General features: G+C 59.8%; 23 protein-coding genes and 1 other RNA gene. 18 read left to right on the top strand and 6 right to left on the bottom strand.

Annotated elements, in window-relative coordinates:
* Window positions 1-57 precede the first annotated feature (57 nt).
* The 6 genes from L2D14_14140 to gap all read right to left on the bottom strand — a co-directional run bounded on the left by L2D14_14140 (window position 58) and on the right by gap (window position 4,784).
* Entirely contained in the window at window positions 58-1,065 is a 1,008-nt protein-coding gene (locus L2D14_14140; GenBank protein WNJ99001.1) for an OmpA family protein, read from the bottom strand.
* Between the two features lie 92 nt (window positions 1,066-1,157).
* The gene (locus L2D14_14135) at window positions 1,158-1,964 is read right to left on the bottom strand and encodes an inositol monophosphatase family protein (GenBank protein ID WNJ99000.1); all 807 of its coding nucleotides are present in this window, start codon (window positions 1,962-1,964) and stop codon (window positions 1,158-1,160) included.
* A gap of 16 nt (window positions 1,965-1,980) precedes the next feature.
* Window positions 1,981-2,550 (bottom strand): elongation factor P, encoded by a 570-nt coding sequence (gene efp / locus L2D14_14130; GenBank protein WNJ98999.1) that lies wholly within the window; start codon window positions 2,548-2,550, stop codon window positions 1,981-1,983.
* A gap of 125 nt (window positions 2,551-2,675) precedes the next feature.
* Entirely contained in the window at window positions 2,676-3,326 is a 651-nt protein-coding gene (thiE, locus tag L2D14_14125; GenBank protein WNJ98998.1) for a thiamine phosphate synthase, read from the bottom strand.
* Window positions 3,323-3,766 (bottom strand): hypothetical protein, encoded by a 444-nt coding sequence (locus L2D14_14120; protein ID WNJ98997.1) that lies wholly within the window; start codon window positions 3,764-3,766, stop codon window positions 3,323-3,325. The genes thiE and L2D14_14120 overlap by 4 nt, the downstream gene beginning before the upstream one ends.
* Before the next feature lie 13 nt (window positions 3,767-3,779).
* Window positions 3,780-4,784, bottom strand: coding sequence for a type I glyceraldehyde-3-phosphate dehydrogenase (gap, locus tag L2D14_14115; protein ID WNJ98996.1), 1,005 nt, complete (start codon window positions 4,782-4,784; stop codon window positions 3,780-3,782).
* 269 nt (window positions 4,785-5,053) lie between these two features.
* Between gap and L2D14_14110 the strand changes: the two genes are divergently transcribed.
* The 18 genes from L2D14_14110 to ftsH all read left to right on the top strand — a co-directional run bounded on the left by L2D14_14110 (window position 5,054) and on the right by ftsH (window position 19,914).
* The gene (locus L2D14_14110) at window positions 5,054-5,317 is read left to right on the top strand and encodes a hypothetical protein (protein ID WNJ98995.1); all 264 of its coding nucleotides are present in this window, start codon (window positions 5,054-5,056) and stop codon (window positions 5,315-5,317) included.
* Between the two features lies 1 nt (window position 5,318).
* On the top strand, window positions 5,319-5,654 hold the full coding sequence (locus L2D14_14105) for a cell division protein ZapA (GenBank protein WNJ98994.1): 336 nt from the start codon (window positions 5,319-5,321) through the stop codon (window positions 5,652-5,654).
* Window positions 5,655-5,664: 10 nt separating this feature from the next.
* A non-coding RNA gene (gene ssrS / locus L2D14_14100) (6S RNA) lies at window positions 5,665-5,823 on the top strand.
* Between the two features lie 37 nt (window positions 5,824-5,860).
* On the top strand, window positions 5,861-6,466 hold the full coding sequence (locus L2D14_14095; protein ID WNJ98993.1) for a 5-formyltetrahydrofolate cyclo-ligase: 606 nt from the start codon (window positions 5,861-5,863) through the stop codon (window positions 6,464-6,466).
* Window positions 6,463-7,278 (top strand): TIGR00282 family metallophosphoesterase, encoded by an 816-nt coding sequence (locus L2D14_14090; GenBank protein ID WNJ98992.1) that lies wholly within the window; start codon window positions 6,463-6,465, stop codon window positions 7,276-7,278. Before L2D14_14095 ends, L2D14_14090 begins: the two co-directional genes overlap by 4 nt.
* Before the next feature lie 183 nt (window positions 7,279-7,461).
* Window positions 7,462-8,205 carry a YebC/PmpR family DNA-binding transcriptional regulator gene (locus L2D14_14085; GenBank protein ID WNJ98991.1) on the top strand — a complete coding sequence of 248 codons (744 nt, stop codon included), beginning with the start codon at window positions 7,462-7,464 and terminating at the stop codon, window positions 8,203-8,205.
* Between the two features lie 13 nt (window positions 8,206-8,218).
* Entirely contained in the window at window positions 8,219-8,725 is a 507-nt protein-coding gene (gene ruvC / locus L2D14_14080) for a crossover junction endodeoxyribonuclease RuvC (protein WNJ98990.1), read from the top strand.
* Window positions 8,722-9,369, top strand: a complete 648-nt coding sequence (ruvA, locus tag L2D14_14075) for a Holliday junction branch migration protein RuvA (protein ID WNJ98989.1) — start codon at window positions 8,722-8,724, stop codon at window positions 9,367-9,369. The genes ruvC and ruvA overlap by 4 nt, the downstream gene beginning before the upstream one ends.
* Window positions 9,370-10,425: a Holliday junction branch migration DNA helicase RuvB gene (ruvB, locus tag L2D14_14070; protein WNJ98988.1), complete on the top strand. Its 1,056-nt coding sequence runs from the start codon at window positions 9,370-9,372 to the stop codon at window positions 10,423-10,425.
* Window positions 10,418-10,861 (top strand): tol-pal system-associated acyl-CoA thioesterase, encoded by a 444-nt coding sequence (gene ybgC, locus L2D14_14065; protein ID WNJ98987.1) that lies wholly within the window; start codon window positions 10,418-10,420, stop codon window positions 10,859-10,861. The genes ruvB and ybgC overlap by 8 nt, the downstream gene beginning before the upstream one ends.
* A 52-nt stretch (window positions 10,862-10,913) precedes the next feature.
* A complete protein-coding gene (tolQ, locus tag L2D14_14060; GenBank protein ID WNJ98986.1) occupies window positions 10,914-11,630 on the top strand; it encodes a protein TolQ in 717 nt (238 codons plus the stop codon).
* Between the two features lie 9 nt (window positions 11,631-11,639).
* On the top strand, window positions 11,640-12,119 hold the full coding sequence (gene tolR, locus L2D14_14055; protein WNJ98985.1) for a protein TolR: 480 nt from the start codon (window positions 11,640-11,642) through the stop codon (window positions 12,117-12,119).
* 48 nt (window positions 12,120-12,167) lie between these two features.
* Window positions 12,168-13,121, top strand: coding sequence for an energy transducer TonB (locus L2D14_14050; protein WNJ98984.1), 954 nt, complete (start codon window positions 12,168-12,170; stop codon window positions 13,119-13,121).
* A 9-nt stretch (window positions 13,122-13,130) separates the two neighbouring features.
* The gene (gene tolB / locus L2D14_14045; protein WNJ98983.1) at window positions 13,131-14,471 is read left to right on the top strand and encodes a Tol-Pal system beta propeller repeat protein TolB; all 1,341 of its coding nucleotides are present in this window, start codon (window positions 13,131-13,133) and stop codon (window positions 14,469-14,471) included.
* A 196-nt stretch (window positions 14,472-14,667) separates the two neighbouring features.
* Window positions 14,668-15,189, top strand: a complete 522-nt coding sequence (pal, locus tag L2D14_14040) for a peptidoglycan-associated lipoprotein Pal (protein WNJ98982.1) — start codon at window positions 14,668-14,670, stop codon at window positions 15,187-15,189.
* Window positions 15,190-15,363: 174 nt separating this feature from the next.
* Window positions 15,364-16,536 carry a tol-pal system protein YbgF gene (gene ybgF, locus L2D14_14035; GenBank protein WNJ98981.1) on the top strand — a complete coding sequence of 391 codons (1,173 nt, stop codon included), beginning with the start codon at window positions 15,364-15,366 and terminating at the stop codon, window positions 16,534-16,536.
* Window positions 16,537-16,552: 16 nt separating this feature from the next.
* Window positions 16,553-17,845 carry a tRNA lysidine(34) synthetase TilS gene (gene tilS, locus L2D14_14030; GenBank protein ID WNJ98980.1) on the top strand — a complete coding sequence of 431 codons (1,293 nt, stop codon included), beginning with the start codon at window positions 16,553-16,555 and terminating at the stop codon, window positions 17,843-17,845.
* A gap of 131 nt (window positions 17,846-17,976) precedes the next feature.
* Window positions 17,977-19,914 (top strand): ATP-dependent zinc metalloprotease FtsH, encoded by a 1,938-nt coding sequence (gene ftsH, locus L2D14_14025; GenBank protein ID WNJ98979.1) that lies wholly within the window; start codon window positions 17,977-17,979, stop codon window positions 19,912-19,914.
* Window positions 19,915-19,972 lie beyond the last annotated feature (58 nt).

Here is a 19,972-nt window from a genome sequence, read left to right as displayed (position 1 = left end):
GGGCCGAACCGGACCCGTCAAGCGGATCAGGGCGAACGCAAGACCGGACATCCGGTCTTAACGCTCAATCACATTGACGTCGACGCGGTTCTTTGGCTCGCCTTCGCTTTTATCCCCCAGTGCCCTGACATCGATACGCGTCGAGCGGACGCCTTTTTCGATCAGGTATGAGCGCACGGAAAGTGCACGCGACAGGGAAATCCGGCGGGCTTTGCTGGATGTCAGATCGTCACCGGCGGCATAAGCCATCAATTGAACGCGGCTTTTTTCCTCGGCGGACAATTTCTCAAGGACGCTTTCAAGCGCGCTTTGACCATCGGCCGATAGTTTTGTGTCGTCGTTGTTGAAGACGACTTTTACAGGGCCATCCGCAGGGGTTGCCGTGCTGGTGGAAGCCTGTTCGGCAGGTTTCGATGCAGCTGGGGGGGCTGGCGGTGCTATGGCCGCTGCTTCGCTCGGCATCGGCGGCGGTGGCGGTGCGCCGGTCGACACGGGGGGCGGTGGCGGAGGCGGCGCGGAAGCCGTCACCGTCTTGGCCGGTGCAGGAGCAGGGGGCGGCGCGGGTGTGGGCGCAGGAGCGGCTTTCTTTTGCGCGAGCTGCTTCGGCGCTGCCTGAGCTGGTGCCGGCGGCGGGGCAGCCTGGGCTGGTGCCGGCGGCGGTGCTGCGGCGATCTTCGGTGCAGGCGCAGGTGCGGCGGCTGCCGGTGCAGCAGGCTTTGCGGCCATCTTCGGTCCCGTGCCAGGCTTGCGCAGGGTCACGCCGGTGCTGCCTTTCGGCGGTGTGACATGCAGCGTCGAGCGCGGCATGACCGGCCCCGGCATCAAAAGTCCGCCGGTTGCCATCGGCGCCGGCGCATAGCCGTAGGATTGCCGAGCCGGTGCCTGGGATATATCAGCGCCGTTCAAGGCGCCCCAGTTGATGTAAACGTTATCCGTTGCCGGCTGATAGGAGGATGTCTGTGCGCTCGCCGGGATAGTGGCCATGACCACAACCGCAAGTGCGGCGCTGCCGAAAAAGCCGGTGGCGGAAATGCGGGGTCGTTGAATATCCTGTTGGCGATCCATAGTGCCTCCACTGCCCTGAAAGAGCCGCGCGCTTTTGCACGCTGAATTATCGTAAACGAAAATACCGAACCGGAGGCCCGGCCTCAACCGCTTTACGCGTTTTTTGCCGCGTTCTTCAATAATTGCCGGAAATCGCGGTCAAGGGAAGCGTTCGTCGCAATGATCTCGCCGGTTTCCAACATGCGGTCGCGGCCCTGGAAATCACTGACGATACCGCCGGCTTCGCGAACCAGCAAAACCCCGGCAGCCATGTCCCAGCTCGAGAGGCCACGCTCCCAAAAGCCGTCGTAGCGCCCGGCGGCAACGAACGCCAGATCGAGTGAAGCTGCGCCGAAGCGGCGGATGCCCGCCGATGCACCCATCACGGTTTGCAGTTCTGCGATGAAAGGTTCGTGGCCATCGCGGCCCAGAAACGGAATGCCGGTTGAAAACAGGGATTCCTGAATATGCGCGCGGCCCGAGACGCGCAGGCGGGAATCGCGCAGGAAAGCGCCCTTGCCGCGTTCCGCATAATACAGATCGTCGGTAATCGGATTGTAGATCACGCCGGCTTCGATACGTTTGTCGCGCTCCAGCGCCACGGAAATGGCAAAATGCGGAATGCCGTGCAGGAAGTTCGTGGTGCCGTCCAGAGGGTCGATGATCCACTTGTTGGAAATATCGGAGCCTTCGATGACGCCGCCTTCTTCGACGATGAAACCATATGCCGGACGCGACTGCTGAAGTTCCTCGATCAGGATCTTTTCGGCCTTGGTGTCGGCCTTGGTGACGAAATCCGCGGGCCCTTTTTTCAGGACCTGCAGGTTTTCGATTTCACCGAAGTCGCGTCTCAACGCACGCCCCGCTTTTTGCGCGGCATTCACCATGATGGTCAGGAGCGGGGTCAGGCGATTGGACATAAAGCTTTAATACCGATCAGTCTTTTGCACGTTCGACGTAGGAAACGTCGCGCGTGTCGACGACGATGCGGGTGCCTGCCTCGATGTGCGGCGGCACAAGAACCTTCACACCGTTTTCGAGCATGGCGGGCTTATAGGACGACGAGGCCGTCTGCCCTTTGACAACCGCATCGGCCTCGGTCACTTCAAGAGTGACGTGTTGCGGCAGTTCGACGCCAAGCGGTTCACCTTCGAAGGTTTCGATCATCACATTCATGCCATCCTGCAGGAACGGTACGGCATTCTCTCCGACCGCTTCCGAGGAGAGCGCGATTTGTTCATAGGTATCGCCATGCATGAAGGTGTGCATATCGCCGTCGGAGAACAGGTATTGGAATTCGGTCTGCTCGAGACGCGCGCGTTCGACTTTTTCCGAAGAGCGAAAGCGCTCGTTCAGCTTGGTGCCGTCGCGGATGTCTTTCAATTCAACCTGCAGATACGCCCCACCTTTGCCGGGCTGGGTGTGCTGGATTTTCGTGGCGCGCCAGAGGCGTCCCTGATGTTCGATAACCATCCCGGGACGGATGGCGTTTCCGTCAATCTTCATGTCGATCTAGTCCTGAAAATAATATCGTATGGGCCACGCCCGGCGCGGGTTCTATCAGGTCGTTAGGGGGCATGTCACCGAAAACTTGACGCAAACCCGTTCGGCAGGGAATGGCGAGGCGTGTTTCAGGCGCCGGAAAGTATGCCTGCAAAGGCGGCAACGCCTGCTTCAGGGCCTTCAGGATGGTTCCAGACACTGCCGATGACCGCCAGATAATCTGCACCGGCAGCAACCAGCGGTGCACAGTTGTCCGCCGTGATGCCGCCGATGGCAACACAGGGAAGTGTGGTCATCTGCGACCAGACCTCGATGATCTCTGGATCAGCGTGATGTTTGGTTTCCTTGCTGTCGGACGGGAAAAAGGCACCGAAGGCGACATAATCAGCGCCTTTTTCTCCGGCTTCGATGGCGAGATCGCGGCTGTCGTGGCAGGTCACGCCGATGATGCCGTCAACGCCCAATAACTTGCGCGCCTCGTCGTAGCTCGCATCTTCCTGGCCAATGTGGACACCGTCGCAACCGGTCGCGGCGGCAATATCCGGGCGGTCGTTAATGATCAGCGGCAGATCGAAGCCATGGCAGACCGGACGCAGCGTCTCGGCGGCGCGCAGAAAGTCATCATCGCTGACGTTCTTGAGCCGAAGTTGAACGGCGCCGACGATTTCCGGTTTGGCGGCAATACTGCGCTCAAGCAGGGCAGCAAAAGCAACCGGTTCTATTTCCGGCGGGCTCAGCAGGTAAAGCTTGCAGGGCTCGGGCGGCGCATTTTTCGTCATGTCGTGGTCTCCGATTGCGAGCTGAGCCAGTTCAGCAAGGTGTCGTTATTCTTGTTTGCAGAGCCGGGATCGAATGCCGAAAGGGGCGTGCCATCCAGGACTGAGCCGTCTTCGCCTACCATGTCGCACAGTTTTCGGCGTACGTCATCTCCGGCATCGATACGGATGTGGCGAATACCTGCTTGGATTGCCGCCATGGCCTGGCCGGGCTCGGAAGCACAATCGAAAACGGCTGTGATGCTGTCCCGGCTGGAACTGCCGATACGCGCATCAATACCGGCTTCGACCATGTGTTTGAAAACCTCGGGGCCCATCGAAGCCCCGGCCCCCGGCGGGCTGATGAGCGTTACCGGGCGGCCGAGTTTCGATGCTGCGGCGACGGCGTTATGCACATCGCCGATATTGTGAACAATGACGAAAGGCCCGGGGACCTTGTTCATTGGACGGAGGTCATTAAATGCTGGCCATCACCTTCGCGGTGTCCGGCATGCGGTTCGAGAAGCCCCATTCGTTATCATACCAGCTCAGCACGCGGACGAAGTTGCCGCCGATGACCTGGGTCTGCGTGGCATCGAACGTGGAGCTGTTCGGATTGTGATTGAAGTCGATGGAAACCAGCGGCTCGGTATTGTAGCCGAGGACCCCCTTGAGCGGGCCTTCGGAAGCGGCTTTCATGGCTTCGTTGATTTCTTCCGCCGTGGTGTCGCGCCCGGCATCGAACGTCAGATCGATCAGCGACACGTTCGGTGACGGCACGCGGACCGAGGTGCCGTCGAGCTTACCGACCAGTTCCGGCAGCACGAGACCGACAGCCTTCGCAGCCCCGGTCGAGGTCGGGATCAGCGATGCCGATGCCGTACGGGCGCGGCGCGGGTCGGAATGCAGTGTGTCGAGCGTCCGCTGGTCGCCGGTGAAAGCGTGGATCGTCGTCATGTAACCCTTTTCGATGCCGACCAGTTGGTGCAGCACATGTGCAACCGGCGCCAGACAGTTGGTCGTGCACGATGCGTTCGACACGATGGTGTCATCCGCGGTCAGTGTGTCGTGGTTGACGCCATAGACGATGGTTTTGTGCACGTCTTTACCGGGGGCCGAGATCAGAACCTTCTTGGCGCCGGCTTCGATGTGTTTGCCGGCCGACGCGATATCGGTGAAGAAGCCGGTGCATTCGAAAGCAATATCAACCCCGAGATCTCCCCACGGCAGGTTCGCCGGATCGCGTTCGGCGGTGACCTTCATGGGGCCGGCACCGACGTCGATGCTGTCGCCGTCGGTGGTGACGGTGCCCGGGAACGGGCCGTGCGTTGAATCGTAACGGAACAGATGCGCGTTCATGTCCACCGAGCCGAGATCGTTGATTGCAACAACTTCGATGTCGTTACGACGGCTTTCCATGATGCCGCGCAGAACAAGACGACCAATCCGACCAAATCCGTTAATGGCAACGCGTACGGCCATTGTTTCCTCCTGAGTTGGCCGCAGCCTGAAACAGGCGCGGCATAAGTGGTTAAAGACGATGTTTCGCGGGCAAAAAAACGGGTTTCCCCGGAAACGTCAACGTCTGATTACATCTTCGGTCCGTACGTGAAGGTGGAGAATCGGAAAAATACGCGCAATCTCATAATTCTAGCCGGAATTTCTCAGGTAATAATTGACCTTAATCACTGAACGGGATTAGGGTCTCGTCTGTTATCATACAAACGTGCTCGATTCTGGGGGGCAACTCGTTGTCGACATCGACCATCGCCAAGGCGTCGCGGGTGGAACGTGCTTTCGAAAGATTGGAAGCCGCCGTTGACCGTCTCGATGTTGCGGTAAGTTCCAGAAACCTGACGGTGGACAGTGAGCAGGGTAATGGTACGGATAGCGAGGTGCTTGATCGTCTGCGCCTTGAAAATACCGAGTTGAAAGACCTCAACCGGCGTGCCGCAGAGCGTCTGGCGAGCACTATCCAGCGCCTTGATACCCTTCTAGACAAGCCGGCATCCTGATATGGCGCAAGTGACCGTTACGATTAACGACCGGCGTTATAATGTTGCCTGTGACGATGGTCAGGAAGCACACCTTTCCAGGCTTGGCGCCTACATCGACCGCCGCGTCGGTGAACTGGTCGCCGCTGTCGGTCAGATCGGGGATGCCAAGCTTCTGGTGATGGTGTCGCTGCTGATTGCCGACGAACTGTCCGATGCATATGCCGAAATGGACACACTGAAATCGGGTGGTAAAGGAGCGGCGGCGGCGGCGGAAGCCGAGGGCCGGCTTGGTGAAAGTCTGGAAAAATTGTCCGCACGCATCGAAAGCATTGCCGAAAGTCTGGAACAGACCTAACTTGGGTCTTGGCGGGCTGCGGAGTGCGTCAGGCCAACGTTATCCCTGGGGCCTAAATCCACCGTACGGGAGCTGTCCCTGTCGGCCCTTTGGGGCCGGTATTCACGGCGCCCACCTGCTAGAGCAGGCCACGGAGGATCTCACGGCCAACGGCTTATGCGGCCCGTCATTTGTTTTCGTCCTGTCAGCCTGATAGTGCTGCGTTTATGTCAGAACCAACAATCCAGAAAGACCAAGAGCGCAAAGCCGCTGCAAAACGCCGCAAAGACCTGTTCGCGGCGCATGTCGATGCCGGGAGCGAACTTGCCCGTCACGTCATGGCCGGGGCCGCTGCGCTGGGGCTAGATGGCACGGCAAGAACCGTTTCGGCGTTTTGGTCGATGGGTACGGAAATCGACACCCGGCCCTTACTGGCTTCACTTCAAGCGGCCGGCCACCGGACGGCTTTGCCCGTGGTTGCGGCCAAGGCGTCACCGCTGATTTTCCGTGTCTGGTCCCCCGGAGACAACCTCATCGACGGCGGGTTCGGCACCTCGGTGCCGTCTGCGGATTACGAGGAAGTTCTGCCGGATGTGTTGTTCGTGCCTTTGCTGGCCTTCGACGGCTTTGGCTACCGGCTCGGTTATGGCGGCGGTTTTTATGACCGCACGCTCGAGAAATTGCGCGCGCTCAAAGCCGGTGTGCTTGCCATAGGTGTTGCTTTTTCCGGCCAACGGGTAGACACCGTGGCCCGCGGACCGCACGACCAGCCTCTGGACGGGATCGCGACGGAAGCGGGACTGATGCGGTTCGACGGTAAAGGAACGTTATGAGAATTCTGATTATCGGGGATGTTGTCGGCAGTTCCGGGCGCGCTGTGCTTAACGGTAATCTGCCGGCATTGCGCGAGAGGTTGAAAACCGACTTCGTCATCGTCAACGGCGAAAATGCGGCACACGGCTTCGGCATCACCGGCAATATCTGCGACAGTTTTTACCAGGCCGGTGCCGACTGTATCACGACGGGCAATCACGTCTTCGATCAGCGCGATGTGCTGTCGCAGATGGAGCGTGACGAGAAAATCCTCCGCCCGATCAATTACCCGCCGGAAACACCGGGCAAGGGGCATGGCATATACAAGACGCAAGCCGGTAAGCGCATTCTTGTAGCGAACGTCATGTGCCGCCTGTTCATGGAACTGCTCGACGATCCGTTCCGCGCCCTCGACGATCTTTTAAAGCGCTATCGCATCGGCCGCGATGTCGATGCCATCATCTTCGATGTGCACGGCGAGGCAACCAGCGAAAAACAAGCCATCGCGCATTATGTCGACGGACGCGCCAGCGTCGTCGTCGGCACGCACACGCACGTGCCGACAGCCGACACCTGGGTGCTGCCGGGCGGCACGGCGTATCAGACAGACCTTGGCATGACCGGCGATTATGACTCGGTTATCGGCATGAAGAAGGGCCTGTCGGTGCAGCGGTTTATAACCAAGGGAGAGCGAATCCGCCTGGAGCCGGCAGGTGAGGACGGCACGCTGTGCGGCTGTTTTGTCGTCTTGGACGATAAAACCGGTCTTGCCAAACGGATCGAGCCGGTCCGCGTCGGCGCCCGGCTTTCCGAGACTATTCCCAAAGCCTGAGCGGAATTCGGGCATCGAATAATTATAAGTCCGCCCAATTCTTGACATATTGCCTCTGAATGATGATCCAGAAGGCTCGGCGCGGTATTCATTTGCCCGCCTCAAATGTAATATGAAGCGATTCGCGGTGCGCATCGGCGTGGCCGCTTTTGCAGATGGAAGAAAGAGACGGAATAAAAAACCATGGCCGGCCATTCAAAATTCAAGAACATCATGCATCGCAAGGGTGCGCAGGACGCCAAGCGGGCGAAAGTATTCGCCAAGCTCGGCAAGGAACTTTCCATCGCCGCGCGTGCGGGTGAAGACCCGGGCTTCAACCCGCGGCTTCGTCTTGCGATCGCCAACGCAAAATCCCTGAATATGCCGAACGACAATATCAAACGCGCCATTGCCCGCGGCGTCGGCGGCGACGGTGAGAACTATGAGGAAATCCGCTACGAAGGCTACGGCCCCGGCGGTGTCGCCATGATCGTCGAGGCGCTCAGCGATAACCGCAACCGTACCGCATCCGAAGTTCGCTCGGCGTTTTCCAAGCACGGCGGCAATCTCGGCGAAACCGGCAGCGTCAATTTCATGTTCGATCGCATCGGCAGCATCGTTTATCCGGCCGACACCGCGAGCGCCGAGGATATGTTCGAAGCGGCGCTTGAAGCCGGCGCGACGGACGTCGCGAGCGACGAGGACGGACATGCCGTTTCCTGCGACCCGGACGACTTCGCCGATGTGCGCGAGGCACTTGCCGAAAAATTCGGCGATCCGGAAAGCGGCGGACTGGAATGGAAACCGCAGAACACCATCGAGGTCGATGCCGATACGGCAAGCACGCTGTTCAAGCTGATCGAGGTGCTGGAAGACAATGACGATGTACAGACGGTGTCGTCGAACTTTGACGTTTCCGACGAAATCATGGCGGCGCTGAGCGCCTGAGGGGAAGTATTACGTGCGCTTGATCGGTTTCGATCCGGGATTGCAGACAACGGGATGGGGCGTCATCGAAGCCGTTGGCAACCGCCTGAGTTATGTCGCGGACGGTTTGGTCAGCACGTCGCCCAAAGCGGCACTTTCCGAGCGGCTGGTTGAACTGCATGCCGGTCTCAGGGAGGTCATCGCCGAATACGCACCCGAGGAAGCCGCCGTCGAAGAGACCTTCGTCAACAAGAACGCGGTATCGACCCTGAAACTCGGGCAGGCACGCGGCATCGTGTTGCTGGTCCCGGCGCTGGCCGGATTGTATGTCGCCGAATACCTGCCGAACCTGGTCAAGAAGACCGTAGTCGGATCCGGTCATGCGCAAAAGGAACAGGTGCAGGTGATGGTCAAGATGCTGTTGCCGGGGGCCAAGGTCGCCGGCGCGGATGCCGCCGATGCGCTGGCCGTCGCGATCTGTCATGCGCATCATCGCGGCACTGCCGAAAAAGTCCGCCAGCTTGCGAGGACGGCACAATGATCGCACGCCTGAAAGGCCTCATAGAAGACATCGGTGACGACTGGGCGGTGATCGACGTCAACGGCGTCGGCTATCTGGTCTTCGCATCGGGGCGCACCCTCGGCAGACTGGTCGTCGGCGAGGCGGCGGTTTTCTTTATCGAGACCCATGTCCGCGAAGATCACATCCATCTTTACGGCTTTGCCGATACGCTGGAGCGTGACTGGTTCAAGCTTTTGACGACGGTGCAGGGCGTCGGCGCCAAAGTCGGCCTCGCCATTCAGAGCGTGCTCAGCACCGACGAAGTCAGCCGCGCCATCCTGTCCGGCGACAAGGGGGCGATTACGCGCGCGCCAGGTGTCGGGCCGAAGCTGGCGGCGCGTATTATTTCCGAACTCAAGGACAAGGTCGGCACGATTACACTCGGCCAGGCCCTGAAGACCGAAGTCGGGGTGAAATCCTCAGCGCCGGTAAATCATGCACAAGGGGCCGTTTCCGACGCGGTGTCGGCGCTGGTCAATCTCGGATACAGCCCGTCTCAGGCCCTGGGCGTCGTTGCCGAAGCCGCCAATGACATCGGCGAGGGCGCCGATGTCAGCAGTCTGATCAAGGCCGGGCTTTCAAAGCTGGCGCCTGCGGATACACATGCCGGAGCGCGCCGCTAGATGGCCGAGGGTGATCGCATTCTTGAACCTGCAAACCTGCCCGGCGATGGCCAGGACGCGGCTTTGCGGCCGCAGCGGCTCGATGATTTCGTCGGCCAGCCGCATGTGCGCTCCAATCTCAAGGTGTTTGTCGAGGCCTCCATCAGCCGCGCCGAAGCGCTGGATCACGTGCTGTTTTTCGGGCCGCCCGGGCTCGGCAAGACAACGCTGGCCTCAATCGTGGCCAGGGAAATGGGTGTCGGTTTTCGCGCCACGTCCGGGCCAGTCATTGCCAAGGCCGGGGATCTGGCGGCAATCCTGACGAACCTTGAAGCGGGCGATGTTCTGTTTATCGACGAAATTCACCGTCTCAGCCCGGCGGTCGAGGAAATTCTTTATCCGGCGATGGAGGATTTTCAGCTCGACCTGATTATCGGCGAAGGCCCGGCTGCACGCTCCGTCAGGATTGATCTGCCGCGCTTTACGCTGGTCGGCGCGACGACCCGGTCCGGCTTGATCACGACACCGCTTCGAGAGCGCTTCGGTATTCCGATGCGCCTCGAATTTTACGGTATCGAGGATCTGCAGAAGATCATTTCGCGGGGTGCGGGGTTGCTTAACATGGAACTGACCGTCGACGGGGCGCGCGAAATCGCCAAGCGCGCCCGCGGCACACCGCGCGTCGCCGGGCGGTTGCTGCGCCGGGTTCGCGACTTCGCCGCCGTTGACGGACGTTCGCCGGTCGATGCCGAGGCCGCCGATGCAGCCCTCAACAGGCTGGATGTCGACAAGCGCGGTCTTGATGCCATGGACCGTCGTTATCTCGGATGCATCGCCGATAATTATGGTGGCGGGCCGGTCGGGGTGGAGACACTGGCGGCCGCCTTGTCCGAACAGCGTGACACCATCGAGGAAGTCATCGAGCCGTACCTGATCCAGCAAGGATTGCTGATGCGCACACCGCGTGGCCGTGCTTTGACGGGCGACGGTTTCAAACACTTGGGGCTGAAAGCGCCGGCGAACCTGAGCCAGCTTGAGCTGATCGCCGAAGATCCCGAGGAAGCAAAAGATGCCTGACGCCGGACCGAAAGCCGGAAATGCCTCGGTGCATGTTCTTCCGGTCCGCGTCTATTACGAGGACACGGACGCCGGCGGCATCGTTTATTACGCCAATTATCTGAAATTTGCCGAACGTGCGCGTACCGAACTGCTGCGCGAGAACGGCATAGAAAACGGCGATATGATGAATACGCAAAAGCTCGCTTTTGCCGTCCGCGAATGCCATGCCGATTACATTAAGCCGGCGCGGCTCGACGACATGCTTGAGGTTCGCACCCGAATTACCGAATTGGGCGGCGCCAGCGTGCGCATGCATCAGGATATCTGCCGCGATGGCGAGGTCCTGGTCGCAATTCACATCAGACTGGCCTGTATGGATATTTCCAGCGGCGCGCCGAAACGCCTGCCCCAAGTGGTCAGGGAATGCCTGCAGATCACACAGGCGCTTACATGAGGTCCTTTGAAAAGGGCGATGACACGAGATTGAAGGACGAGCGGAGACAGGAATGGAAAATCAAGCAGTAGACGCCGCGATGATGGCCGGATCGGTCGGTGCGGATCAGTTCACGATCATATCGATGTTCCTGCGTGCCGATATCGTTGTGAAGTCGGTTATGGTGATACTGGTGCTGGCTTCGATCTGGTGCTGGGCGATCATTTTCGAGAAGCTTCTGACCGTGCGTCGGCTCAACAAGCGCTCAAGCGAGTTCGAGCAGGCTTTCTGGTCGGGCAAGTCGCTGGACGATCTGTTCGATCGTGTTGCGGCGAACCCGCGCGATCCGATGGCCGCTGTGTTCTCTGCGGCCATGCGTGAATGGCGCCGGGTGTCCAACAGCGCGTCGGCAAATATCAAGTTGGGCCTGAGCGAACGCATCGACCGTGTCATGCAGATCACCGTGCACCGGGAAATGGACCGCGCCGAAAAATACATGACATTTCTGGCGACGACCGGGGCGACGGCGCCTTTCGTCGGCCTGTTCGGGACTGTCTGGGGGATCATGCACAGCTTCCAGTCCATCGCCATTTCATCGAACACATCGCTGGCGGTGGTTGCGCCGGGTATCGCCGAAGCCCTGTTCGCGACCGCGCTTGGCCTGCTGGCTGCAATTCCGGCGGTTGTCGCCTACAACAAGCTGAGTAGGGACCTGGACCGTTATGCCGGGCGGCTGGAAAGCTTTGCCGGTGAGTTTTCAGCGATCCTGTCGCGCGAGATGGATACCTAGGAGCAGCCCATGGCGATCATAACCCAACGCCTGAGCGGCGGCGGCAGGTTCGGCCGTCAGCGCCGCCGCCCGATGAGCGATATCAACGTCACGCCGTTCGTCGACGTGATGCTGGTCTTGCTGATCATCTTCATGGTGACGGCGCCGCTGCTGACTGTTGGTGTCGAGGTCAATCTGCCGGAAACCAAGGCTGGCGCCATCGCCGGCGAAGACGAACCGCTGGCGATATCGATCAACGAAAGCGGCGAGATATTCCTGCAGGACACGTCGGTGCCGCTGGAGGTTCTGGTACCGCGGTTGCGCGCCATCACCGGCGAAAACCGCGATCTGAGAATTTTCGTGCGCGGCGATGCCGGAATCAATTACGGCCGCGTCATGGAAGTCATGGGGACAATCAACAAGGCCGGTTACCGCCGCGTGGCCCTGATCACGCGCAGCGGCGATACGTCCCCGAAGAAAGAAGCCAAGAAGAACAAGAAGTCCCCGTAATGGGGATGTCCTGAACCCGGAATTACAGACTTAGGCACGTCAATACTTATGCGGACCGGTTTTATCATCTCGATAGCTTTTCACGTGGCGGTTGCCGCGATGAGCTTCCTTGGGTTGCCGTTTATCAATCCGCCGGAACTGCTTGAGGAAACGCCGGTGTTTGTCGAGCTGGTTGAAATCGACGAAGTTCGGAACGCCCCGACGCCCGCAGCCGAACCGGAAGAGAAACCCGAGAAGGAGCCGGAGAAACCGGTCGAGGAAGCCAAGCCCGAACCGGAACCCGCGCCGCCGCCTCCACCACCGCCCGCGCCTGAGCCCGAAGTCGCCGCCTTGCCGCCGAAACCGGAGCCTGAACCCGAACCGGAACCGAAAAAGGAGCCGGAGCCGGAACCCGAACCCGTGCCTGAGGCCAAGCCGGAACCCAAGCCGGAGCCGGAACCCAAGCCCGAGCCGAAGCCGGCGCCGCCGAAACCCTTGGCGGCCAAGGCCAAGATCATGAAGAAACCGAAGCCGCCTGAGGAATTCCAGGTCGCATCGCTGTTGAAGACGCTTGAGGAAATCAAGAAAACCAAGGCCGCCGAGCCGGAAAAGGAAGAAAAACCGAAACCCGATTTCGCCGCGCAGATGCGTGCCGCGCTTAAGACCAAGGCACCCGATCAGAACGCCGATCCGACCAAGAAGGTGACGATGACGGAACTGGATGCCATGCGCCGCCAGGTGATCGAAAGGGTGTCCGGATGTTGGAACGTACCTGCGGGCGCGAAAAATGCCGAGAACCTTGCCGTGCTGGTTCGACTCAGCATGAATCCCGACGGCACCGTGCAATCGGCGGGGATCGAGGACCAGGCGAGATATTTTTCCGACGCCTATTTTCAGTCGGCAGCGGATGCGGCGAAGCGTGCCGTATTGAATCCGCGCTGCAATCCCATCAAACTGCCGCCTGATAAATATCAGGTATGGCGCGAGATCGTGATCAACTTCGATCCGAAAGAGCTACTGTAAGGAGCTTCCATGTTTGTCCGTTCGATGATGCGAAAAGCGATGCCGGTCCTGCTGTGTGCGATATTCATGGCAGCAATCACGCTTGGCACGGTGCGCGCCGAACTACGGGTCGATATCACGCAGGGCAAGGCGGAGCCGTTGCCCATTGCCGTCACCGATTTTTTCGGTGCCGGGGGTGAGGAAGCGAGCATCGGCCGCGACATGGCAGGCGTCATAGCGGCCGACCTGCAGCGCTCCGGCCTGTTCAAGCCGATCGACAGCCGCGCTTTCATCCAGACGGACGGGGCATTAAACGCGCTGCCGCGATTCGGCGACTGGCGCATAATCAATGCCCAGGCACTGGTTCAGGGACGCACGGAACTGGTGCCCGACGGCCGGCTCAGGGTCGAGTTCCGGCTTTGGGATGTGTTCGCCGAACAGCAGATGGTGGGTCTCGCCTATTTCACTGTGCCGGACAACTGGCGCCGCGTCGCGCACATCATTGCCGATGCGATCTATAAGCGGATCACCGGTGAAGACGGCTATTTCGATACCCGTATTGTGTATATTGCGGAAAGCGGACCGGAGCGCCGCCGCATCAAGCGGCTGGCGATCATGGATCAGGACGGTGCCAATCACCGCTTTCTGACGGATGGCTCGGAACTGGTTTTAACGCCCAGATTTTCGCCGACGCTGCAGGAAATCACCTATCTCAGTTATCGCGGCAATACGCCCCGGGTTTATATCTTCAATATCGATACCGGACGTCAGGAACTTCTGGGGGATTACCCAGGCATGACCTTTGCGCCGCGCTTCTCGCCGGATGGGCAAAGCATCATCATGAGCATGTCGCAAAACGGCAATACGGACATCCATGTGATGGACTTGCGCACCCGCCAGTCGCGGCAGCTAACCCGTTCCGGTGCCATCGACACATCGCCGAGCTTTGCTCCGGACGGCAGCCAGATCGTCTTTAACTCCGATCGTGGCGGCTCGCAGCAGCTTTATGTTATGGACGGTGATGGGCAAAACGTGCGTCGTATCAGCTTCGGTAAAGGAAGGTACGCGACCCCGGTATGGTCACCGCGGGGCGATCTGATTGCTTTTACAAAGATTTCCCGGGGCACGTTCTATATTGGCGTGATGCGTCCGGACGGCACCGGCGAGCGTCTTTTGGCACAGGATTATCTGGTCGAAGCACCGACGTGGTCGCCGAACGGACGGGTGCTGATTTACTTCCGGCAATCGAAAAACGGTGAAAATGTCACAGAACCCAGGCTCTATTCCATTGACCTGACCGGATACAACGAACGCGAGATTATTACGCCGGTTGGTGCATCGGACCCGGCGTGGTCGCCTTTGATCCCTTGATTTTGCATGCCGCAGTGCGGAATCTGGTAAATATAAAACTATTGTGGATGTCTGCATTTTCCAAAAAAGGACTTGGAATCAAGCCCGTCACTCTTTAAAGATACCCCCAACCGGCGTTTTCGCGAACGCGCGTGTTATTGTGCCGAGCGTTCGGCGATTGGGTTAATGAGATATCACCCGTTGAGGAGTATTTCCTATGCGTTTCAAATTTTTTAGTGTGCTGGCCGCAGTTGCATTGCTTGCAGCCTGTGAAACAGCGCCGGAATCGAGTGGTAACGCCCAGTCGTCCGGCGCCACAGCGTCGACGTCGAGCGGCAGCGGTGCCCCGATGGCTAAAGTTCAGATCCCGGCCGGTAGCCAGGAAGATCTGGTCGTTAATGTCGGTGACCGCGTATTCTTCGCTTTCGACAGCTCTGATCTGAGCGCCGAAGCACGCGCCTCGCTCGAAAAGCAGGCTGCCTGGATGAAAAAATTCGGCGGTGTCCGTGTCGTTATCGAAGGTCACTGCGACGAACGCGGCACGCGTGAATACAACCTTGCTCTTGGCGAGCGCCGTGCCAATGCCTCCAAGGATTATCTTGTTGCGCTCGGAATCAACCCGGCCCGCATCAAGACCATCTCTTACGGCAAGGAACGCCCGGCCGCGCTGGGTCACAACGAAACCGCCTGGGCGCAAAATCGCCGTGGCGTGACGGTTGTCGACAGCACCGGCAGCTGATCCTCGCCGAAACGAGTTAGTTAGGGCGTTTGCTCGCCGGTTTATGCCGGATGGGCAAGCGCCTTAATTTTGCCTAATATGTTGGCGAGATTACGGCTTAAGATGATCTGAAGCGGACGATGCTTAATTCAGTGCCGGACGTTTTGTTATTTGAAGGATGGACCGGAGATAGCGATGACGTTCAAAGGGGCATGGACCGGCGCTGCACTGTGCGCCGTGGTTGTGATGGTGGCGATGCCGTCGGCGCATGCGCAGGATACGGATGCCCGCGCCCTGATGGACCGCATCGAACGCCTGGAACGCGATATCAGAACGCTCAATGTGCAGATTGCCCGGGGCGGTTCCGGAACGGCGCAGGCCGGCTCTACGGCACCTGTTTCGGGCAACGGTGATCCGGCCTATGCACGTCTGAGTGTGCGCATGTCGCAAGTCGAAAACGACCTGCGCGGGATGACCGGCCGGATCGAGGAACTGACCTATCAGGTCAATCAGATTTCGCAAAACCTCGAAAAGCTGGTCACCGATGTCGACTTCCGGCTCAAGCAACTGGAGCATGGTGGCGGCGCCACGTCGATGGGCCAGCCGATGACGGGCAGTACGACGTCCATGGCGCAGCCGCAGCCGATGCAGACGAGCCCATCTAATATTGCCGCCAATCCGTTGCCGCCTGGCGGACAGCCATCGGATGGCACACAGAATATGCCGGCGGGTACGCCCGATGGCAGTCAGGTGCTGGGTCAGTTGAGCGCATCCGACCTCAGCAATCCGCAAACGAATGCGACGGCAACGCCCGCACCCGCGCCGCAGAGCGAAGCCGATGCCCTGTTGGCCCAGTTGACGGGCGAGGCGCCTGCACCGGCAGCGCCCGCACCTTTGGCGGCACCGGCACCGGCAAGCGTGAATACTGCGGCGACGCAGCCTTCCGCGGTCCCGTCTGCGGAAACAGCGGCGCTGCCGGAAGGTACGCCGCGAGAACAGTACATGCATGCCTTTGGTCTGCTGCGGCAGGGAAAATACGATCTGGCGGCGTCTTCGCTCAGGCAGTTTATTGAGCAGCACGGCACCGATAAATTGGCCAGCAATGCCCGCTACTGGTTGGGCGAAACCTATTACGTGCGCGGTGCCTTCGTCGAAGCGGCGGAAACCTTCCTGGAAGGTTATCAAACGGACCCGCAGGGGCCGAAAGCCCCCGATGCGCTGCTCAAGCTTGGCATGTCGTTGTCCAGTCTCGAGAAAAAGAGCGAAGCCTGCGCCGCCTTCCAGAAACTGCGCTCTGACTATCCGGATGCTCCGGCCGGTCTGAAAAATACCCTGCAGCGCGAATGGCAGAAAAACGGCTGCGTCTGAGCAGCCGGTATCCCTAATGTCCACGCCCCCGCGGTCCCGTCCCGTAACGGCTGATGAATTCGATCAGGCGATGCGGGCGTTCGCGCCGTTCGAGCGCACGCCGCATGTGGCCGTCGCGGTTTCGGGCGGCGCCGACAGTACGGCGCTTGTGTATCTGGCGCATGCCTGGGCTGAAAAACTGGGCGGATACCTCAGCGCCCTGATCGTCGATCACGGTCTGCGGCCGGAATCGGCTGGTGAAGCCGCACTGACGGCGGAACGCCTGCGCGCACGCGGGATCCGGGCGCATATTCTCGAATGGACAGGGGCAAAGCCGGATACCGGCATTCAGGCTGCCGCGCGCCAGGCTCGCTACACCCTTATGGACGACTGGTGCCGCCGCCAAGGCGTATTGCATTTGATGTTGGCGCACCATGCCGACGATCAGGCGGAAACATTCATGATGCGGGTTCGGCGCGGCAGCGGGCCGGACGGTCTTGCGGCGATGGCGCCGGTCCGCATGCTGAGCGCCTGCCGCGTCCTGCGGCCGTTACTGGGTTTCCCGAAATCACGTCTTAACGCCACACTTGAAGCGGAAAAAATCGATTGGCTCGAAGATCCGTCGAATGTGAATCCGAAATACGCCCGTACCGCCATTCGCAACGAACTCGCAGCAAGCGGCGCGGACGTCGGCGATATCGTTATCGGCACCCGCCGTTTTGCCCGGGCACGCCGGGCACTGGAGACGGAAACGGCGCGCTGGCTGGCGCAATATGCGGAACTGGATCCCGCCGGTTTCATACGATGCGAGCGCGCGGCATTATTCGAGCTGGACGAGGACATTCGCCTGCGTGTGCTGGCGCGCATGACACATTGTATCGGCGGCAAAACCTATGCGCCGGAAATCGCCGCCGTAGAACGTTTGATGGCGAAGATGGGCGCAGGGCAGGGCGGGACGCTCGGTGGCGCGCGCTTCGAGCCGGCGGCGCGGATTTTGAGTGTTTACCGCGAGGCGCGAAATCTTCCCGCATCCCGGCCCCTGATGGCGGGAATAACATTCTGGGACGGCCGTTTCATTATTCAGTTGCCGGAAAGCCTGACGGGGGCCTCTGCGCATCCCTGGTCGCCGGTGTTGGGGGCAGACTGGCCCAAATCGGCACGTCCGGCATGGTATCGCGCATTGCCGGCCAAGGCCCGCCCGGGGGTGCCGGTGATCCGAAATCACGACGGTTATCATGTGCCGAAGCCCGGTTGCATTGAAAATAATGGCGTTTCAGTGCGATTTGCACCAACAATGCCGCTGTCGGGTGGTGGATTTTCCGTTGCGTAAGCGCTGAAAAGCACTATTTCTAAGAGTGGAATGTGGTGCGCCTGGGACCGTAATCGGAATCGCATGGCCGGACCGGACATAAAAAGCCTCTAAAAGCCTTGTTACGGCGGCGCCGAAAAGGAAGTAACCCTGTGAATTTTTCTAAGAATATCGCCCTTTGGATCATTATCGGCCTGCTGGTGTTAGCGTTGTTCAACCTGTTCCAGGGAACGGCGCAGCGTCCGGGCATAAATGAAATGGCGTTCTCGGACTTCCTCGGCCGTGTCGAAAGCGGCGACGTCAAGGGTGTCACTATCAAGGGCAATCAGATTTTCGGCCAGTATCAGTCGGGCGGTGCGTTCCAGACCTATGCGCCGGATGATCCGCAGCTCGTGCAACGCCTCAAGGACAAGGGCGTGACGATCCGTGCCGAACCGGCGGATGACGGCTCGCCGACGCTCTGGGGCGTGCTGATTTCATGGTTCCCGATGCTGCTTCTGATCGGTGTCTGGATATTCTTCATGCGCCAGATGCAGTCCGGCGGCGGCAAGGCCATGGGCTTTGGTAAATCGAAGGCCAAGCTTTTGACCGAAAAGCAGGGCCGCGTCACGTTCGAGGATGTCGCCGGCATCGACGAAGCCAAGCAGGAGCTTGAGGAAATCGTCGAGTTCCTGAAAGACCCGCAGAAATTCCAGCGCCTTGGCGGACGCATCCCCAAGGGATGTCTGCTTGTCGGCCCGCCGGGCACCGGTAAGACGCTGACGGCGCGTGCTGTTGCCGGTGAGGCGAATGTGCCGTTCTTCACCATTTCCGGCTCCGACTTCGTTGAAATGTTTGTCGGCGTCGGTGCGTCGCGTGTCCGCGACATGTTCGAGCAGGGCAAGAAGAATGCCCCTTGCATCATCTTCATCGATGAAATCGACGCTGTCGGACGTCATCGCGGCGCCGGTCTCGGCGGCGGCAACGATGAACGCGAGCAAACCCTGAACCAGTTGCTGGTCGAGATGGATGGCTTCGAAGCTAACGAAGGGGTGATCCTGATCGCTGCGACGAACCGTCCCGATGTGCTTGATCCGGCACTTCTGCGACCCGGCCGTTTCGACCGCCAGATCGTGGTGCCGAACCCGGATATCCTGGGCCGTGAGAAAATTCTCAAGGTGCATATGCGCAAGGTGCCGCTGGCGCCCGACGTCGATCCGCACGTCATCGCGCGCGGCACACCTGGGTTCTCCGGTGCCGATCTCGCCAACCTTGTGAACGAGGCGGCGTTGCTTGCGGCCCGTAAATCGAAGCGCGTCGTCACCATGGAAGATTTCGAGGAAGCCAAGGACAAGGTCATGATGGGTGCCGAGCGCCGTTCCATGGTCATGACCGAGGAAGAAAAGAAACTGACCGCCTATCACGAGGCCGGGCATGCTCTTGTCAGCCTGATAATGCCGAAAACCGATCCGTTGCACAAAGTGACGATCATTCCGCGTGGTCGCGCACTCGGTGTCACCATGAGCCTGCCGGAACGCGATCAACTCAGCCAATCCGAGCGCCAGTTGCTGTCGCGTCTTGCCGTCATGTACGGCGGGCGGATTGCCGAGGAACTGGTGTTCGGCAAGGAAAACGTCACGACCGGTGCCGGGAACGATATCCAGCAGGCCACATCCATGGCCAGACGTATGGTCACCGAGTTCGGTTTCTCAGACAAACTGGGCCGTCTGCGCTATGCCGACAATGAAGAAGAAGTGTTTCTTGGGCATTCGGTTGCGCGTCACAAAAACGTCTCGGATGCGACGGCGACGATGATCGACGAAGAAGTCCGCCGCCTGATCGAGGAAGCGGAGGAGAATGCCCGCAAGATCCTTACCGAAAAACGCGACGATCTGGAAACGATCGCCAAAGGTCTTCTGGAATACGAAACGCTCAGCGGTGCCGAGGTCAAGGCGCTGCTGAACGGCGAGGATATCCACCGCGATCATGATGGCGATGCCGGTGCCGATGCGCCGCGCCGTACCTCTATTCCGACGGGTGGTAAAACCCGCCCGAAAAAGGGGCCCGGCAGTGCCGGCGGGATCGATCCCGAACCGCAACCCGGACAGTGATCTCGCACGTGTTGTTTGCTTGCCCTCTCCTCTGGGAGGGGGCGGCGCGTTTTCGCGC

It is taken from the genome of Thalassospiraceae bacterium LMO-JJ14 (genome assembly GCA_021555105.2).
In the GTDB taxonomy this organism is placed as follows: domain Bacteria; phylum Pseudomonadota; class Alphaproteobacteria; order Rhodospirillales; family Casp-alpha2; genus UBA4479.
Note: the sequence above shows the minus strand (reverse complement) of the source record. Positions and strands in the feature narration are given on the sequence as shown.

Coding starts and splice junctions, on each gene's coding strand:
- L2D14_14140 (WNJ99001.1), bottom strand. CDS start 1,065: ATGGATCGCCAACAGGATATTCAACGACCCCGCATTTCCGCCACCGGC.
- L2D14_14135 (WNJ99000.1), bottom strand. CDS start 1,964: ATGTCCAATCGCCTGACCCCGCTCCTGACCATCATGGTGAATGCCGCG.
- efp (WNJ98999.1), bottom strand. CDS start 2,550: ATGAAGATTGACGGAAACGCCATCCGTCCCGGGATGGTTATCGAACAT.
- thiE (WNJ98998.1), bottom strand. CDS start 3,326: ATGACGAAAAATGCGCCGCCCGAGCCCTGCAAGCTTTACCTGCTGAGC.
- L2D14_14120 (WNJ98997.1), bottom strand. CDS start 3,766: ATGAACAAGGTCCCCGGGCCTTTCGTCATTGTTCACAATATCGGCGAT.
- gap (WNJ98996.1), bottom strand. CDS start 4,784: ATGGCCGTACGCGTTGCCATTAACGGATTTGGTCGGATTGGTCGTCTT.
- L2D14_14105 (WNJ98994.1), top strand. CDS start 5,319: ATGGCGCAAGTGACCGTTACGATTAACGACCGGCGTTATAATGTTGCC.
- L2D14_14095 (WNJ98993.1), top strand. CDS start 5,861: ATGTCAGAACCAACAATCCAGAAAGACCAAGAGCGCAAAGCCGCTGCA.
- L2D14_14090 (WNJ98992.1), top strand. CDS start 6,463: ATGAGAATTCTGATTATCGGGGATGTTGTCGGCAGTTCCGGGCGCGCT.
- L2D14_14085 (WNJ98991.1), top strand. CDS start 7,462: ATGGCCGGCCATTCAAAATTCAAGAACATCATGCATCGCAAGGGTGCG.
- ruvA (WNJ98989.1), top strand. CDS start 8,722: ATGATCGCACGCCTGAAAGGCCTCATAGAAGACATCGGTGACGACTGG.
- ruvB (WNJ98988.1), top strand. CDS start 9,370: ATGGCCGAGGGTGATCGCATTCTTGAACCTGCAAACCTGCCCGGCGAT.
- ybgC (WNJ98987.1), top strand. CDS start 10,418: ATGCCTGACGCCGGACCGAAAGCCGGAAATGCCTCGGTGCATGTTCTT.
- tolQ (WNJ98986.1), top strand. CDS start 10,914: ATGGAAAATCAAGCAGTAGACGCCGCGATGATGGCCGGATCGGTCGGT.
- tolR (WNJ98985.1), top strand. CDS start 11,640: ATGGCGATCATAACCCAACGCCTGAGCGGCGGCGGCAGGTTCGGCCGT.
- L2D14_14050 (WNJ98984.1), top strand. CDS start 12,168: ATGCGGACCGGTTTTATCATCTCGATAGCTTTTCACGTGGCGGTTGCC.
- tolB (WNJ98983.1), top strand. CDS start 13,131: ATGTTTGTCCGTTCGATGATGCGAAAAGCGATGCCGGTCCTGCTGTGT.
- pal (WNJ98982.1), top strand. CDS start 14,668: ATGCGTTTCAAATTTTTTAGTGTGCTGGCCGCAGTTGCATTGCTTGCA.
- ybgF (WNJ98981.1), top strand. CDS start 15,364: ATGACGTTCAAAGGGGCATGGACCGGCGCTGCACTGTGCGCCGTGGTT.
- tilS (WNJ98980.1), top strand. CDS start 16,553: ATGTCCACGCCCCCGCGGTCCCGTCCCGTAACGGCTGATGAATTCGAT.